The 16,327-nt window shown below is 38.8% G+C and carries 16 protein-coding genes; 15 read left to right on the top strand and 1 reads right to left on the bottom strand.

Annotation, left to right across the window (positions count from 1 at the left end):
• Position 1: 1 nt before the first annotated feature.
• From acdA to pyrG, 4 genes are all read left to right on the top strand, one after another.
• Positions 2-1,141 (top strand): acyl-CoA dehydrogenase AcdA, encoded by a 1,140-nt coding sequence (acdA, locus tag AABL52_RS00825; RefSeq protein ID WP_000545531.1) that lies wholly within the window; start codon positions 2-4, stop codon positions 1,139-1,141.
• A gap of 66 nt (positions 1,142-1,207) precedes the next feature.
• Entirely contained in the window at positions 1,208-1,837 is a 630-nt protein-coding gene (locus AABL52_RS00830) for a TetR/AcrR family transcriptional regulator (RefSeq protein WP_000238598.1), read from the top strand.
• Positions 1,838-1,991: 154 nt separating this feature from the next.
• Entirely contained in the window at positions 1,992-2,519 is a 528-nt protein-coding gene (gene rpoE / locus AABL52_RS00835) for a DNA-directed RNA polymerase subunit delta (protein WP_001009781.1), read from the top strand.
• A gap of 257 nt (positions 2,520-2,776) precedes the next feature.
• Positions 2,777-4,384, top strand: a complete 1,608-nt coding sequence (pyrG, locus tag AABL52_RS00840) for a CTP synthase (RefSeq protein ID WP_000170443.1) — start codon at positions 2,777-2,779, stop codon at positions 4,382-4,384.
• Between the two features lie 31 nt (positions 4,385-4,415).
• Here pyrG and AABL52_RS00845 read toward each other — a convergent pair whose 3' ends face one another.
• Complete coding sequence (locus AABL52_RS00845) at positions 4,416-4,940, bottom strand: DUF2529 domain-containing protein (protein ID WP_341518756.1); 525 nt, start codon at positions 4,938-4,940, stop codon at positions 4,416-4,418.
• Between the two features lie 201 nt (positions 4,941-5,141).
• Here AABL52_RS00845 and spo0F point away from each other — a divergent pair, with 201 nt between their 5' ends.
• The 11 genes from spo0F to AABL52_RS00900 all read left to right on the top strand — a co-directional run bounded on the left by spo0F (position 5,142) and on the right by AABL52_RS00900 (position 16,299).
• On the top strand, positions 5,142-5,510 hold the full coding sequence (gene spo0F / locus AABL52_RS00850; RefSeq protein WP_000398592.1) for a sporulation initiation phosphotransferase Spo0F: 369 nt from the start codon (positions 5,142-5,144) through the stop codon (positions 5,508-5,510).
• A 211-nt stretch (positions 5,511-5,721) separates the two neighbouring features.
• Complete coding sequence (locus tag AABL52_RS00855) at positions 5,722-6,579, top strand: class II fructose-bisphosphate aldolase (RefSeq protein WP_001131859.1); 858 nt, start codon at positions 5,722-5,724, stop codon at positions 6,577-6,579.
• A 333-nt stretch (positions 6,580-6,912) separates the two neighbouring features.
• Positions 6,913-8,202 (top strand): UDP-N-acetylglucosamine 1-carboxyvinyltransferase, encoded by a 1,290-nt coding sequence (gene murA / locus AABL52_RS00860; protein WP_097817081.1) that lies wholly within the window; start codon positions 6,913-6,915, stop codon positions 8,200-8,202.
• A gap of 117 nt (positions 8,203-8,319) precedes the next feature.
• Positions 8,320-9,285 (top strand): class II fructose-bisphosphatase, encoded by a 966-nt coding sequence (gene glpX / locus AABL52_RS00865; RefSeq protein ID WP_341518757.1) that lies wholly within the window; start codon positions 8,320-8,322, stop codon positions 9,283-9,285.
• Between the two features lie 393 nt (positions 9,286-9,678).
• Positions 9,679-10,950, top strand: coding sequence for a transcription termination factor Rho (rho, locus tag AABL52_RS00870; protein ID WP_001053898.1), 1,272 nt, complete (start codon positions 9,679-9,681; stop codon positions 10,948-10,950).
• A gap of 568 nt (positions 10,951-11,518) precedes the next feature.
• The gene (locus tag AABL52_RS00875; RefSeq protein WP_000643447.1) at positions 11,519-11,764 is read left to right on the top strand and encodes a type B 50S ribosomal protein L31; all 246 of its coding nucleotides are present in this window, start codon (positions 11,519-11,521) and stop codon (positions 11,762-11,764) included.
• 110 nt (positions 11,765-11,874) lie between these two features.
• Positions 11,875-12,459, top strand: coding sequence for a thymidine kinase (locus AABL52_RS00880; RefSeq protein WP_000281087.1), 585 nt, complete (start codon positions 11,875-11,877; stop codon positions 12,457-12,459).
• A gap of 437 nt (positions 12,460-12,896) precedes the next feature.
• Positions 12,897-13,964 (top strand): peptide chain release factor 1, encoded by a 1,068-nt coding sequence (gene prfA, locus AABL52_RS00885; RefSeq protein ID WP_033656424.1) that lies wholly within the window; start codon positions 12,897-12,899, stop codon positions 13,962-13,964.
• On the top strand, positions 13,964-14,815 hold the full coding sequence (prmC, locus tag AABL52_RS00890) for a peptide chain release factor N(5)-glutamine methyltransferase (RefSeq protein ID WP_340421443.1): 852 nt from the start codon (positions 13,964-13,966) through the stop codon (positions 14,813-14,815). Before prfA ends, prmC begins: the two co-directional genes overlap by 1 nt.
• 112 nt (positions 14,816-14,927) lie before the next feature.
• Entirely contained in the window at positions 14,928-15,791 is an 864-nt protein-coding gene (gene spoIIR / locus AABL52_RS00895) for a stage II sporulation protein R (RefSeq protein ID WP_097844760.1), read from the top strand.
• Positions 15,792-15,840: 49 nt separating this feature from the next.
• Positions 15,841-16,299, top strand: coding sequence for a hypothetical protein (locus tag AABL52_RS00900; RefSeq protein ID WP_000758434.1), 459 nt, complete (start codon positions 15,841-15,843; stop codon positions 16,297-16,299).
• The last annotated feature ends 28 nt before the right edge of the window (positions 16,300-16,327 follow it).

Below are 16,327 nucleotides of genomic sequence, written 5' to 3' on the forward strand. Positions count from 1 at the left end.
AATGCATTTTAAACTATCAGAAGAACATGAAATGATAAGAAAAATGGTTCGGGATTTTGCTAAGAACGAAGTAGCACCGACGGCCGCTGAGCGTGATGAAGAAGAGAGATTTGATCGTGCACTATTTGATCAAATGGCAGAGCTTGGTTTAACCGGCATTCCGTGGCCTGAAGAATACGGCGGAATTGGAAGCGATTACTTAGCGTATGTAATTGCTATTGAAGAATTATCTCGTGTTTGTGCTTCAACAGGTGTAACGCTGTCTGCACACACTTCACTTGCTGGTTGGCCAATTTTTAAATTTGGAACGGAAGAACAAAAGCAAAAGTTTTTACGACCGATGGCAGAAGGAACGAAAATTGGCGCATACGGTTTAACGGAGCCAAGTTCTGGTTCAGATGCTGGCGGAATGAGGACAACTGCGAAAAGAGATGGAGACCATTACATTTTAAATGGATCGAAAATCTTTATTACAAATGGTGGTATTGCTGATATTTATGTTGTTTTTGCGTTAACTGATCCTGAATCCAAGCAGCGTGGTACGAGCGCGTTTATTGTGGAAAGTGATACACCAGGATTTTCAGTTGGGAAGAAGGAAAGCAAGTTAGGGATTCGTTCTTCACCAACAACTGAAATTATGTTCGAAGATTGCCGTATTCCTGTAGAGAATCTACTAGGGGAAGAGGGCCAAGGATTTAAAGTTGCGATGCAAACATTAGATGGCGGCCGTAATGGTATTGCCGCGCAAGCAGTCGGTATTGCACAAGGGGCTTTAGATGCTTCTGTAGAATATGCAAGAGAGCGTCATCAGTTTGGGAAACCAATTGCGGCGCAGCAAGGAATTGGCTTTAAACTTGCAGATATGGCAACGGATGTGGAGGCGGCGCGTCTTCTAACATACCAAGCGGCTTGGCTTGAATCGGAGGGGCTTCCGTATGGGAAAGAGTCAGCGATGTCAAAAGTATTTGCAGGAGATACAGCGATGAAGGTGACGACTGAAGCGGTACAAGTATTTGGTGGTTACGGTTATACGAAAGATTATCCAGTAGAGCGTTATATGCGCGATGCAAAGATTACACAAATATATGAGGGAACACAAGAGATTCAAAGGCTTGTAATTTCTCGTATGTTAACGAAGTAGGAACGAAAGCGTAGGTATTTTCCTACGCTTTTTCCTTCCAAAAAATAATAGAGAGAGGTGAAGGGGATGGTTAAACATAATGTACATGCGTCCGTGAAAGATGAAAAATTAGTTGCGTTAAGACGTGAACAAATGATTAAAGGTGCGGTGCAATTGTTTAAGCAAAAAGGGTTCCCACGTACAACAACGAGAGAGATTGCGAAGGCGGCTGGGTTTAGTATTGGAACACTTTATGAGTACATTCGTACAAAAGATGATGTTTTATATTTAGTTTGTGATAGTATTTATGAACATGTAAAAGAAAGATTAGAGGAAGTAGTGTGTACAGAAAAAGGGAGTATAGAAAGTTTAAAGATAGCAATAACGAATTACTTTAAAGTGATGGACGAATTGCAGGAAGAAGTATTGATAATGTATCAAGAGGTACGTTTTTTACCGAAAGAATCACTCCCGTACGTATTAGAAAAAGAGTTTCAAATGGTCGGGATGTTTGAGAATATTTTAGAGCAGTGTACAGAAAATGGGACATTTACATTAAATAAAAAAGAGATACAGCTTCTTGCACATAACATTTTCATACAAGGACAAATGTGGGGATTTAGACGTTGGGCCCTGCAAAAACTATATACGCTTGAAGAATATACAGAAATGCAAATTAGGTATGTATTGCAAGGAGCACATATGTTTCCGAAATAAGGAATAGACAAATTATAATTTTATTACCATATTAAAGTTTCCCGTTTTTTTTGTAGCATATTTGTACGACTTTTGTTTATAATGAATAGTATGGATTTTTTTAAGCAGACCGTTATATATAAGGTTATATTTGAAGAAAGGAAGTGCCGCATAAGTGAATTTTAAGCAATATTCACCAGAAGAGCTAAAAGAATGTTCAATGATTGAAGTTGTACATAGCGTTTTAGGGGATAAAAGACAAGCAACGACATTCAACGAGTTGGTTCAAGAAATCGCTCAAGTGCTGGGACTATCTCAAGAGCAAGTTAATGCGAAACTCGCACAATTTTATACAGATTTAAACATCGATGGACGTTTCATTAATTTAGGAGAAAATCGTTGGGGACTACGTAGTTGGTACCCATATGAGCAAATTGATGAAGAAATCTTACCTCAGCCAAAGCCGAAGAAGAAACGTAAAGTTGAAGAAGACGGTTTTGACGACTACATTGAAGAAGATGAAGACTTCGACGATGCAGACGGAAATGAAGAAGAAGAGGTAGAAGATTTGGACAAGGTTCTTGAAGAGGAAGACGGAGATGACGATGATCTTGATGATTTAGATGAAGATGATGACGATGACTTCGCCGAAGAAGAACTTGAGTACGATGAAACTGAAGAAGAAGAAGAGGAAGAACTGTAGTTCTTGACTTTTCATTATCGTCCATGTAGAATCATTTTTGGGCTCTTTAAAAAAGGACGATAATACTTTTAAAGTGTAAATATAAAAGAAAATTGCTCCCTACTTATTACTTTATGTGATGAGGGGAGCAATTTTCTTTTTTGTTTTTTGTTTAGAAAATAAAAAGAGTCTAACAATAAGATGGATACAGTGTTATCTACATACGTTGCGCTTTGCAACGGTGATTATATAACAGCAAAATAGGAGGGAGCTTTTTCATGACTAAGTATATTTTTGTAACAGGCGGTGTAGTATCGTCTTTAGGAAAAGGTATTACAGCAGCATCTCTTGGAAGACTTTTAAAAAATCGTGGTTTAAACGTAACGATTCAAAAGTTTGATCCATACATTAACGTAGACCCAGGGACTATGAGCCCATACCAACACGGTGAGGTATTCGTAACAGATGATGGTGCAGAAACTGACTTAGACCTTGGTCACTATGAGCGTTTCATCGACATCAACTTAAACAAATACAGCAACGTAACAACAGGTAAAATTTACTCTTCAGTTCTTCAAAAAGAGCGTCGTGGTGAATACCTAGGAGGAACAGTTCAAGTTATTCCTCACATTACTAACGAAATTAAAGAGCGTGTATACCGTTCTGGTCGCGAAACAAATGCAGACGTTGTTATTACAGAAATTGGTGGAACTGTTGGTGACATCGAGTCTCTACCATTCTTAGAAGCAATCCGTCAAATTAAGAGCGACATCGGTCGTGACAATGTAATGTACATTCACTGTACGTTAATCCCGTACTTAAAAGCAGCGGGTGAAATGAAAACAAAACCAACGCAACATAGCGTTAAAGAGCTTCGCAGCTTAGGTATTCAACCAAATATTATCGTTGTTCGTACAGAATTGCCTGTTTCTCAAGATATGAAAGACAAGCTTGCATTATTCTGTGACATTGATACAAAAGCAGTTATCGAAGCACGCGATGCAGATACTTTATATGCGGTTCCATTATCTCTTCAAGAGCAAAATATGGACCAAATCGTTTGCGATCACTTAAAATTAGACAATCCAGCTGCAGATATGACAGAGTGGACTGCGCTAGTTGATAAAGTACGTAACCTTTCTAAGAAAACAAAAATTGCTCTTGTAGGTAAATACGTAGAGCTTCAAGATGCATACATTTCTGTTGTAGAAGCACTTCGTCATGCGGGTTATTCATTCGACACAGATGTAGAAGTGAAATGGGTAAATGCTGAACACGTAACACCAGAGAACGTACAAGAATTAGTTGGCGACACAGATGGTATCCTTGTACCTGGTGGATTCGGCGATCGTGGTGTAGAAGGTAAAATCGTTGCAATTCAATATGCTCGTGAAAACAAAGTACCATTCTTAGGAATTTGCTTAGGTATGCAACTTGCATCAATCGAATTTGCACGTAACGTATTAGGATTAGAAGGAGCTAACTCTTCTGAAATTAATCCTGACACACCTTATGCAATCATTGACTTATTACCAGAACAAAAAGATGTAGAAGACTTAGGTGGTACACTTCGTCTTGGCCTATACCCATGTAAGCTTGCTGAAGAAACAAATGCTTACAGTGCTTACAATGAGCCGGTTGTATATGAGCGTCATCGTCATCGTTATGAGTTCAACAATCAATTCCGTCCGGATATGGAAAAAGAAGGATTTGTATTCTCTGGTACAAGCCCAGACGGCCGTCTAGTTGAAATCATCGAATTAAAAGATCACCCTTGGTTCGTGGCAGCACAGTTCCACCCAGAACTAGTTTCTCGTCCAAACCGTCCACAACCATTGTTCCATGACTTCGTAAGAGCTTCTATTACGAATAAAGAGAGCAAGTAATAAAAAAAGCGCCTAAAATAGGGCGCTTTTTTTAATATTCATTTAACATTTCATCGATTGTAAATTTGATCCCATGATATGCAAATAAAGCTATCATTAAACTTGGGAATCCGTAGCGATTGCCTTCATCATCTGGAATAAGACCTTTTAACAGCTTTGTATCAATATGTACATCTGTATATTGTTCTAGTGATTCAGTACCTTCTTGAATAGCAGAGATACCGACAATAGAGTGTCCATCTGCTTGAAGTTTTTTTGCCATTGCTACAACTTCTTCATCTGTTGAAAAACGGCTAATAAGAAGTACACGATCTGCAGAAGTTACTGCTACTTCTTTACCATTTTCAAATAATCGTTTTGCTTGCTTCATTGGTTCAGCACCGGATAATGCTTCAGCAACAACGCCCTCCATTTCATTTGTACCATGTAAATAAATGAAACCATCGCCAACTAATGCTTGGGCAAGTAAGCGGGCGCTATCTTCTATATTCATTTCCTCTTTTTGAGAAACTCTGGAGAAATAACCACTTAATTGAGTTGAAAAAATTTTTAACATAATGTTACTCCCTTCGTACGTGTTTACCGGCTTTCATTATAGTTTATTTTTTTAGAAAGGTGAAATCGAAGGGTGGCATAACAAAATAGGAAACGGTAAAATAAGAAAGAATAGGAAGGAATTTGCCAAAGAATAGCGAAAATTAATCGTTAAGATATAAGAAGCTTTAAATCTTGTACTTACACAGAAAGGTTGGGAGTTATGGAAGGGAAAATTTTAATCGTTGATGATCAATATGGCATTCGTGTGTTATTACATGAAGTGTTCCAAAAAGAAGGTTATCAGACATTCCAAGCAGCAAATGGATTTCAAGCTTTAGATATCGTGAAAAAGGATAATCCAGATTTAGTAGTGTTAGATATGAAAATTCCAGGTATGGATGGTATAGAGATTTTAAAACATGTAAAGGAAATTGATGAGAGTATTAAAGTAATTTTAATGACTGCTTATGGAGAGCTTGATATGATCCAAGAAGCAAAAGATTTAGGAGCTTTAATGCACTTTGCTAAACCGTTTGATATTGATGAGATTCGTCAAGCAGTGAGAGATCAGCTTGCTGTAGAGGCGTAAAAAATGAATTTTTTATAAAAAATATGGAAAAAAGCGTTTACATGGACTATTGAGCAGGTGAATACGGTTGAGTTTTTGAGTACAAGTTGTTATCCTATTGAGTGTAGAAAAAAGTCCGGTATGTAAATATACATATTTTACCTTATTCTGGTCATACTACCAGCGATAAGAACTTATCGGATACAAAAAACGTTTTTTAGGAGGATTCACCATGCCTTTAGTTTCTATGAAAGAAATGCTAAACACAGCACTAGAAGGAAAATACGCAGTTGGTCAATTCAACATGAACAACTTAGAGTGGACTCAAGCTATCTTAGCTGCTGCGGAAGAAGAAAAATCTCCTGTAATCCTAGGTGTATCTGAGGGTGCAGCTCGTCATATGACTGGTTTCAAAACAGTTGTAGCTATGGTTAAAGCTTTAATCGAAGAAATGAACATCACTGTTCCTGTAGCGATTCACCTTGACCATGGTTCAAGCTTCGAAAAATGTAAAGAAGCAATCGATGCAGGTTTCACATCTGTAATGATCGACGCTTCTCACCACCCATTCGAAGAAAACGTTGAAACTACTAAAAAAGTAGTAGAATACGCACACGCTCGTAACGTATCTGTTGAAGCTGAGCTTGGAACAGTTGGCGGACAAGAAGACGACATCATCGCTGAAGGCGTAATTTACGCTGATCCAGCAGAGTGTAAGCACCTTGTTGAAGCAACAGGTATCGATTGCCTAGCTCCAGCTTTAGGTTCTGTACACGGTCCTTACAAAGGTGAGCCTAACTTAGGATTCGCTGAAATGGAACAAGTTCGTGACTTCACTGGTGTACCTTTAGTATTACACGGTGGTACTGGTATCCCAACTGCTGATATCGTAAAAGCTATCTCTTTAGGTACTTCAAAAATTAACGTAAACACTGAGAACCAAATCGAGTTTACAAAAGCTGTTCGTGAAGTATTAAACAAAGACCAAGAAGTTTACGATCCTCGTAAATTTATTGGACCTGGCCGTGACGCTATTAAAGCAACTGTTGCTGGTAAAATGCGTGAATTCGGTTCTAACGGTAAAGCGTAAGAATAAAATTCCGTTTTGGAAACCGTCTAGTCTTTTAGACGGTTTCCTTTCGTTGTATAATGAAAGCGTGAACAAGTCTAAAGATTTTTATCATTTTGTTTTTGAAATAGAAAATAATGTGCATAGTCCTATTAAATAAATGTGATAACGTATCTAAATTGATAAAGTAAATTCGATGAATAGTTAATCTTTATCTAGTCGTACTACAGGAGAAATGAAGATAATGGTTTCCTATTTATTGAGTGTTAGGGTGGAAAGAGTGATTGAGATTCTTAAGGGGAGCTTTCTATAAAGATATAGAAAGTAAATACATTCACAAGAAGGGAGCTCAATATGGAAAAATTGCTAATTGAAGGCGGAAGAGCTTTAAATGGAACAATTCGAGTGAGTGGTGCAAAGAATAGCGCCGTTGCACTAATTCCAGCGACAATTTTAGCTGATACTCCAGTAACTATTGGTGGTGTCCCTAATATTTCGGACGTGAAAATGTTAGGAGACTTGCTAGAGGAAATTGGAGGAAGGGTAACTTATGGACAGGAGGAAGAGATGGTAGTCGATCCTTCTAACATGGTTGCCATGCCTTTACCGAATGGAAAAGTGAAAAAATTGCGTGCTTCTTATTATTTAATGGGTGCGATGCTTGGCCGTTTTAAAAAAGCTGTTATTGGGCTTCCTGGTGGATGTCATTTAGGACCGAGGCCGATTGATCAGCATATTAAAGGGTTTGAAGCGTTAGGTGCACATGTTACGAATGAACAGGGTGCGATTTATTTAAGAGCAGATGAATTGCGCGGGGCACGTATTTATTTAGATGTTGTTAGCGTAGGAGCTACGATTAATATTATGCTGGCAGCTGTGCGAGCGAAGGGTAGAACTGTTATTGAAAACGCAGCGAAAGAACCAGAGATTATTGATGTAGCTACATTGTTAACAAGCATGGGTGCACGTATTAAAGGTGCTGGCACAGATGTAATTCGAATTGATGGTGTGGATTCACTGCACGGTTGTCATCATACGATCATTCCGGATCGTATTGAAGCGGGTACGTATATGATTTTAGGAGCTGCATCAGGAGGAGAAGTAACGGTTGATAATGTTATTCCTCAACATCTAGAGTCAGTTACAGCGAAGTTAAGAGAAGCTGGTGTCCAAGTTGAAACGAACGATGACCAAATTACAGTGAACGGTAATAGAAGGTTAAAAGTAGTTGATATAAAAACGCTTGTATATCCAGGATTCCCAACAGATTTACAACAACCATTTACGACGCTTTTAACAAAGGCGCACGGAACGGGTGTTGTAACGGATACGATTTACGGCGCACGCTTTAAACACATTGATGAGTTACGTCGTATGAATGCACAAATTAAAGTAGAAGGTCGTTCGGCAATTGTAACTGGTCCTATTTTATTGCAAGGTGCAAAAGTGAAAGCGAGTGATTTGCGAGCTGGAGCGGCCCTTGTTATTGCAGGGTTAATGGCGGATGGAATTACAGAAGTAACCGGACTTGAGCATATTGATCGAGGTTATGAAAATATAGTAGACAAGCTTAAAGGCCTTGGCGCAAACATTTGGCGAGAACAAATGACAAGTCAAGAAATTGAAGAGATGAAGAACGCATAAGTGATACTTCCGCAAGGGGGAAGCGAAGCATCACTACTTGCGGAAGTATACTTTATAGAGAAACACAGTTCACAAAATACGGCAGAATATATAAAGACTTAAAGGAGAGGGATTATCGTGGAAAGAAGTTTATCTATGGAGTTAGTACGTGTAACAGAGGCTGCAGCATTATCATCAGCGCGTTGGATGGGACGCGGGAAAAAGGATGAGGCAGACGGTGCAGCAACATCAGCTATGCGTGATGTATTTGATACAATTCCGATGAAAGGTACAGTTGTAATTGGTGAAGGTGAGATGGATGAAGCGCCAATGCTATATATCGGAGAAAAATTAGGTACAGGATATGGTCCACGTGTAGACGTTGCAGTTGATCCTTTAGAAGGGACAAACATCGTGGCAGCTGGTGGATGGAATGCTCTTGCTGTTATTGCAATTGCAGATCATGGTAATTTGTTACATGCTCCTGACATGTACATGGATAAAATCGCGGTTGGCCCAGAAGCGGTTGGGGCGGTCGATATTGATGCGCCTATTATCGATAACTTACGTGCGGTTGCGAAGGCGAAAAATAAAGATATTGAAGATGTTGTAGCGACAGTTTTAAACCGTCCACGTCATCAAGCGATTATCGAAGAAATTCGTAAAGCTGGTGCTCGTATTAAATTGATTAACGATGGAGATGTGGCTGGAGCAATTAACACTGCATTTGATCGTACAGGTGTAGACATTTTATTCGGATCTGGTGGAGCGCCTGAGGGTGTATTAGCAGCAGTTGCATTAAAATGTTTAGGTGGAGAAATCCACGGAAAGCTTCTGCCTCAAAATGAAGCTGAATTAGCTCGTTGTAAAAAAATGGGCATTGAAGATATAAATCGTATCCTTCGCATGGAAGACTTAGTAAAAGGTGACGATGCAATCTTTGCAGCAACAGGCGTAACAGACGGAGAACTATTACGCGGCGTTCAATTTAAAGGTACCGTAGGAACAACACAATCCCTTGTTATGCGTGCAAAATCAGGCACAGTACGCTTCGTAGACGGACGTCATAGCTTGAATAAAAAACCAAACCTGGTTATTAAATAAAAAGTGGAAGCGGCTCGTTCAGAATTGCAGGGCATTGGAACTCTCGATCTTGAAGCGCTTTTTGCTTCGAGTGAGAGAGTGAAATGACCGGAGATTATAGCTGCTGGAACTGGATTGAGTAAAAGCGTAAGCAGCTCGCTCAGAAGGGGAAGGCATTGGAGCTCTCGGCCATTCTAGCTACTGGAACTAGGTTAAATAAAAGCGAAGACAAATTTTCTTGTCTTCGCTTCTTGTATTTGTGTTTCAACGTATTGATTAAAACTAGATAAAAGGGTTACAATAGTGAATATTACCCTACTTGAACTTATTGCCTTTCATTATTAATTATTTGCCTTCCGTATTTTTTCCCTTTACCCATGTGAAAAGAGAATAACGTTAAAGTGTGGTGTCTGAATGAATTTGTCAATTGCAGCATTAGAAAACATGAAATTAAAAGAGTTATACGAGCTTGCGAAAGAATTTAAGATTTCGTATTATAGCAAATTAACGAAAAAAGAGTTAATCTTCGCTATCCTAAAAGCTCGAGCAGAAAAAGAAGGTTTCTTCTTCATGGAAGGCGTATTAGAAATTATTCAATCAGAAGGATTTGGATTCCTACGTCCTATCAACTATTCTCCAAGCTCAGAAGATATTTATATCTCAGCTTCGCAAATTCGTCGTTTCGATTTACGTAATGGAGACAAGGTTTCTGGTAAAGTACGACCTCCGAAAGAAAATGAACGCTATTTTGGATTATTACAAGTTGAAGCTGTAAACGGAGATGATCCAGAGTCAGCAAAAGAGCGTGTGCATTTCCCTGCATTAACACCATTATACCCAGATCGCCAAATGAAATTGGAAACGGAACCGAAAAAGTTACCGACACGCATCATGGATTTAATCGCACCAGTTGGATTTGGACAACGTGGTTTAATTGTCGCGCCTCCAAAGGCTGGTAAAACTAGTCTATTAAAAGAAATCGCACACAGTGTTACAACAAATCATCCGGAAGCTGAATTAATTGTACTTTTAATTGATGAGCGTCCAGAGGAAGTAACAGACATTGAACGTTCTGTTAAAGGTGATGTTGTAAGCTCTACTTTTGATGAAGTACCAGAAAATCATATTAAAGTAGCGGAACTTGTGTTAGAACGTGCAATGCGTCTTGTAGAGCATAAAAAAGATGTTATCATTTTAATGGATAGTATTACCCGTTTAGCGCGAGCTTACAACCTTGTTATTCCGCCAAGTGGTAGAACATTATCGGGTGGTATCGACCCAGCTGCCTTCCATAGACCGAAGCGTTTCTTTGGAGCTGCACGTAATATTGAAGAAGGCGGTAGCTTAACGATTTTAGCAACAGCGCTTGTTGATACAGGATCTCGTATGGACGATGTAATTTACGAAGAATTTAAAGGAACTGGAAATATGGAACTTCACTTAGATCGTTCATTAGCTGAGCGTCGTATCTTCCCAGCAATTGATATTCGCCGTTCTGGTACACGTAAAGAAGATCTATTAATTCCGAAAGAACATTTAGACAAGCTATGGGGTATTCGTAAAACAATGCGTGATACACCAGACTTTGTCGAAGGTTTCTTACGTAAACTTCGTCAAACAAAGACAAATGAAGAATTTTTACAAAACATTGTTGCAGATTCGAAAAGATATGTAACAACTAAGTAAAGGGAAAAGATTGGGACTCGCTTATTTCGTAGTAAGCGAGTTTTTTATGTTTTTTTAAGGGAATATTAGAGAGAGTAATATATGGGAAAAATTTTGTTTTTTGAGATGAAAATCATATTTGGGTCGAGAGCTTGAAGTGTCCTGGATTCTGAACGAGCCGCTTGCGCTTTTATTTAATATCTAGTTCCGGCGGCTAGCTCTTCGTGTCTAAGAACCTCCCGCACGAAAGGTAAAAAGCACCTTTTGTGCGAGAGAACCTTAGCCAGTCAGAGCTGAGCAAGCCGCCTCCACTTTTAATTATATCCAGCTCCAGCGGCTAGAATGGTCGGTGGCTTCGCGTCTTCCTACGAGGCAAAAGGCGCCTCTACGTCAGAAGCTCCATCCCCCTCTCATTCTGAACGAGCCGCTTGCGCTTTTATTTTTTAAAAAGACAAAAACAGGTAGTTGCAAAATAGAGTTAGCCTTGTTATAATTTCATCATATGTGTTTCATCAATATAGTTGTGCAAGCAGCTGAAGATGAAAAACTCTGTTTCGAAAATGATTCAGGGCGGAAGGAGATGAAAAGAATGAAAGCAGGAATCCATCCAAATTACAATAAAGTTGTATTTATGGACACGAACACAGGCTTCAAATTCTTAAGCGGGTCTACTAAAGGCTCTAGCGAAACTGTTGAGTGGGAAGATGGTAACACTTATCCATTACTAAAAATTGAGATCAGTTCTGATTCTCACCCATTCTACACTGGACGTCAGAAGTTTGCTACTGCAGACGGACGTGTTGACCGCTTCAATAAGAAATACGGTATCAAGTAATAAAGAACATAAAACAGGCAAGTGTATGTATTCGCTTGTCTGTTTTTTTTGCAAAAATATTAAACCTTTACCCTACTTTGGATTAGGAAAGTAGATGAAAGGAGAGCTCAATGTACTTAATGAATCAAAATGGTTGGATTGAAGTGATTTGCGGGAGTATGTTTTCTGGAAAATCAGAAGAGCTCATCCGCCGTATACGCCGTACGCAATTTGCGAAACAACATGCGATTGTATTTAAACCATGTATTGATAATCGTTATAGTGAAGAAGATGTTGTATCACATAATGGATTAAAGGTTAAAGCAGTTCCTGTTTCAGCTTCAAAAGATATATTTACCCATGTAACAGAAGAAATGGATGTTATTGCAATCGATGAGGTGCAATTTTTTGATGGGGACATTGTGGAAGTGGTGCAAGTATTGGCAAATCGTGGCTATCGTGTCATTGTAGCTGGATTAGACCAAGATTTCCGTGGTCTACCATTTGGACAAGTTCCTCAGCTGATGGCGATTGCTGAACATGTAACTAAATTGCAGGCAGTTTGTTCTGCATGTGGATCTCCTGCAAGTCGTACGCAACGTTTAATCGATGGAGAACCAGCGGCATTTGATGATCCAATTATTTTAGTTGGGGCTTCAGAATCGTATGAACCACGTTGTCGTCATTGTCATGCAGTACCTACAAAACAAAGATAAATGAAACTCGCTATGTAGAGCGGGTTTTTTTCAAAATAGATGAAGATTGGTGGCCAGCTCTTCGTACAGCTAAGAACGTTAGCCAGTCAGAGCTGAGCGAGCCGCTTGCGTTTTTAAATATTATCTAGCTCCAGCGGCTAGAATGGTCGGTGGTTTCGCGTCTTCCTGCGAGGTAAAGAGCACCTCTCTGTCAGAAGCTCCAACCTCCTCCCATTCTGAGCGAGCCGCTTGCGTTTTTAAATATATCTAGTTCCGGTGGCTAGCTCTTCGTGTCTAAGAACCTCCCGCACGAGAAGACAAAAAGCGTCTTCTGTGCAAGAGAACGTTAGCCAGTCAGAGCTGAGTGAGCCACCTCCACTTTTAAATATAATTTGCGTTTTTTTGATTAAGTACCATATACTATTTGTATTAGATACTAGGATGTAGAGGTGAATGGTGTGTTAGATCGTTTGCAAGCTGTAGAAGATCGTTATGAGAAGTTAAATGAATTGTTAAGTGACCCAGAGGTTATTAGTGATACGAATAAGCTTCGTGAGTATTCAAAGGAACAATCTGATATGCAGGAAACGGTAGAGGTGTACCGTGAGTATAAAGATGTTCGTGAGCAATTAAGAGATGCAAAAGCAATGTTAGAAGATAAGTTAGACGCTGATATGCGTGAAATGGTAAAAGAAGAGGTTTCTGAATTAGAAGGACAAGATAAAGAGTTGTCAGAGCGTCTGAAAATTTTACTTGTTCCAAAAGACCCTAATGATGATAAAAACGTTATCGTTGAGGTTCGTGGTGCTGCTGGTGGTGACGAGGCGGCTTTATTTGCTGGTGATTTATATCGTATGTATAGCCGTTATGCTGAGGTACAAGGTTGGAAAACTGAAATTATCGAAGCGAGCTATACAGAGTTAGGTGGATATAAAGAGATTATCTTTATGATTAACGGTAAAGGTGCTTTCGCGAAGCTGAAATTCGAGAATGGTGCTCACCGTGTACAACGTGTTCCTGAAACGGAATCTGGTGGACGTATTCATACGTCTACAGCAACTGTAGCTGTATTACCAGAGGCAGAAGAAGTAGAAATTAGTATTCATGAAAAAGATGTTCGTGTTGATACGTTTGCTTCTAGTGGTCCTGGTGGACAAAGTGTTAATACAACGATGTCAGCGGTACGTTTAACACATTTACCGACTGGTGTAGTTGTATCGTGTCAGGATGAAAAATCACAAATTAAGAATAAAGAAAAAGCGATGAAAGTATTACGCGCACGTGTTTATGATAAGTTTAGACAAGAAGCGCAAGCTGAGTATGATCAAAACCGTAAACAAGCTGTTGGTACGGGTGATCGTTCAGAGCGTATTCGTACGTATAATTTCCCGCAAAACCGTGTTACAGACCATCGAATCGGTTTAACGATTCAAAAGCTAGATCAAATCTTACAAGGTAAGTTAGATGATTTCATCAATGCCTTAGTGATGGAAGATCAGGCTCAAAAGATGGAGGCAGCTGAGTAATGCGTGTCTATGAAGCCCTGAAATGGGCTTCTTCTTTTTTACAGGAAAATGGACGAGATGAAAATGCGGGAGAAATTGTCCTTTGTCATGTATTAAAGACGAACAGAACCGGAATGCTCATGAATATGCGTGAAGAAATAACTGTGGAACAAGAAACAAGTTTTACGGAGTTTATTCACAAGCATGTAGAAGGTATTCCTATTCAATATATGATTGGTTATGAAATGTTTTATGGACGTTCATTCTTTGTGAATGAAGAAGTATTAATACCAAGACCGGAAACAGAAGAGCTTATAGTGGGAGTGTTAGAAAGAATCGAGCGTCATTTTGGTGATGAGAAACTGCATGTGGCGGATATCGGTACAGGTAGTGGAGCGATATCTATTACGCTTGCTTTAGAAAATAAAAATCTTCATGTGTATACGGTAGATATCGCACAAGAGTCGATTGAAGTTGCAAAAGAAAATGCAAAAACTTTGGGCGCAGAAGTAACGTTCTATCATGGTGATTTATTGTCACCATTTCATAAAACAGGTCGAAAGTTAGATGTTGTTGTTTCAAATCCCCCATATATACCGGAAGAGGATTGGCGTGGCCTTTCTCCTGTGGTGAAAGAGCATGAGCCAAAGAGAGCACTTGTTGGTGGTGAAGACGGATTAGATTTTTATCGCCGTTTTATGGAAGAGTTGCCGAATGTGTTGCAGAAGAAAGCAATTGTAGCATTTGAAATTGGAGTAGGACAAGGTGAGGACGTAAAAGAGCTGTTACAACAAGCTTTTCCTCATGCTCATGTTGAGGTTGTTTTTGATATTAATGGAAAAGACCGCATGGTATTTGCAGAGATGGAGTAAGGTTCATACCTTACTCTATTTTTTTGTGGAAAAATTCATATAGATTTTGAATTTAATAGTTTAGAAAGATGAAAGTCTGTCTACACTGTTTGTAGAAGGGACGGTGGAGGAAATGAAAAAACAAGTTATTGCTTATCTTCTTCTATTATTAATTGGTGCACAGTTACTTGTGCAGTTTGGATATATGAAAGCTGATGCGAAAGGGCCTTCAGTTATTCCGAAAGAGGCCGTTCGATTACGGATTTTAGCAAATAGTGACTCAGATAAAGATCAGACGTTAAAGCGCAAAGTGCGTGATGAAGTAAAAGCACAAATTGATGGATGGGTAGCGGATTTAACTTCATTTGAAGAGGCACGTAAAGTTATTCAAAGCCATATTCCAGAAATCGAAAAAACAGTGGAAAATACGTTGAAACAAGAAGGAAGTAAAGATTCATTTCAAGTGAAATTCAGTAAGAATGTAAAGTTTCCTACAAAGGTATATGGGAATTTTATTTACCCAGCAGGGGAATATGAGGCAGTATTGATTACAATTGGGGAGGGTGAAGGGGCAAACTGGTGGTGTGTATTATTTCCGCCGATGTGTTTCTTAGATTTTTCGAGTGGTACAGCTGTAAGAAAAGAAGAACATGTTGTGAAGGCTGAATCTCCTGAAGAGGGGGAGGTTAAGGAGCAAGATGAGGAAGTAGTGGATGTGCCAGAGAAGAAAGAGGATAAAGTGAAAGAAACGAAAGTTGTAAAGCAGGAAGTCGCAAAAAAAGTAACAACTTCTGAAAAGAAATTAGTAAAAAATGAAACAAAAGTAGAAGAACAACCTGTAAGTAAAGAAGAAACAAAAACTGTGGACAAAGTGGAGAAACCTGTGGAACGAAAGCAAGAAAAACAAAATGAGTATGTAAAAGTAGAGGAGGAAGAAGAAAAACCAGAAGTTAAATTATTTATTGTAGAAGCTTTTACATCTTTATTCTCTAAATAGTACTATTAGTAAGTCCCTTCTCATATATAAAAAAGAGGAGGGATTTACTATGAAGAAGGTATATTTTGCGACGAAAGCAGATGTGGAAAGATTGCATTCTTTTTTCGGACAAGCTAATAAAAAAGATGATAAAATAAATGAGTTGTACGCGCAATTTATGATTTTGGAAGAGGCGGAAGAAATACGAGCTGTCATCGGATATGAACAAAGTGAAGAAAACGCACTTATTCGTTCTTGTTTATTCACACCTAATGTGGATAAACAGACTTTCTTATATTTTTTCGAAATGTTTTTGCAGTATATGAAAGAAAAAAATATTCGACAATTGTACTTATTAACAAATCATCCACAATCTATAACAATCTTTCAATTTTTTGACTTTGTTACTATAGAGAAAGAAAACGTACCAGAGGGAATTCGACAGTTAGAACACTTTTGTAAAAATATAAAAGAGCTAAATGCAATAATACTAAATTGTCAGCTATTCACAAAGTTATCCACGGATTAATTAGGTTTATCCACATTTTGTGGATAAA

Source organism: Bacillus paramobilis (genome assembly GCF_038096195.1).
Classification (GTDB): domain Bacteria; phylum Bacillota; class Bacilli; order Bacillales; family Bacillaceae_G; genus Bacillus_A; species Bacillus_A mobilis.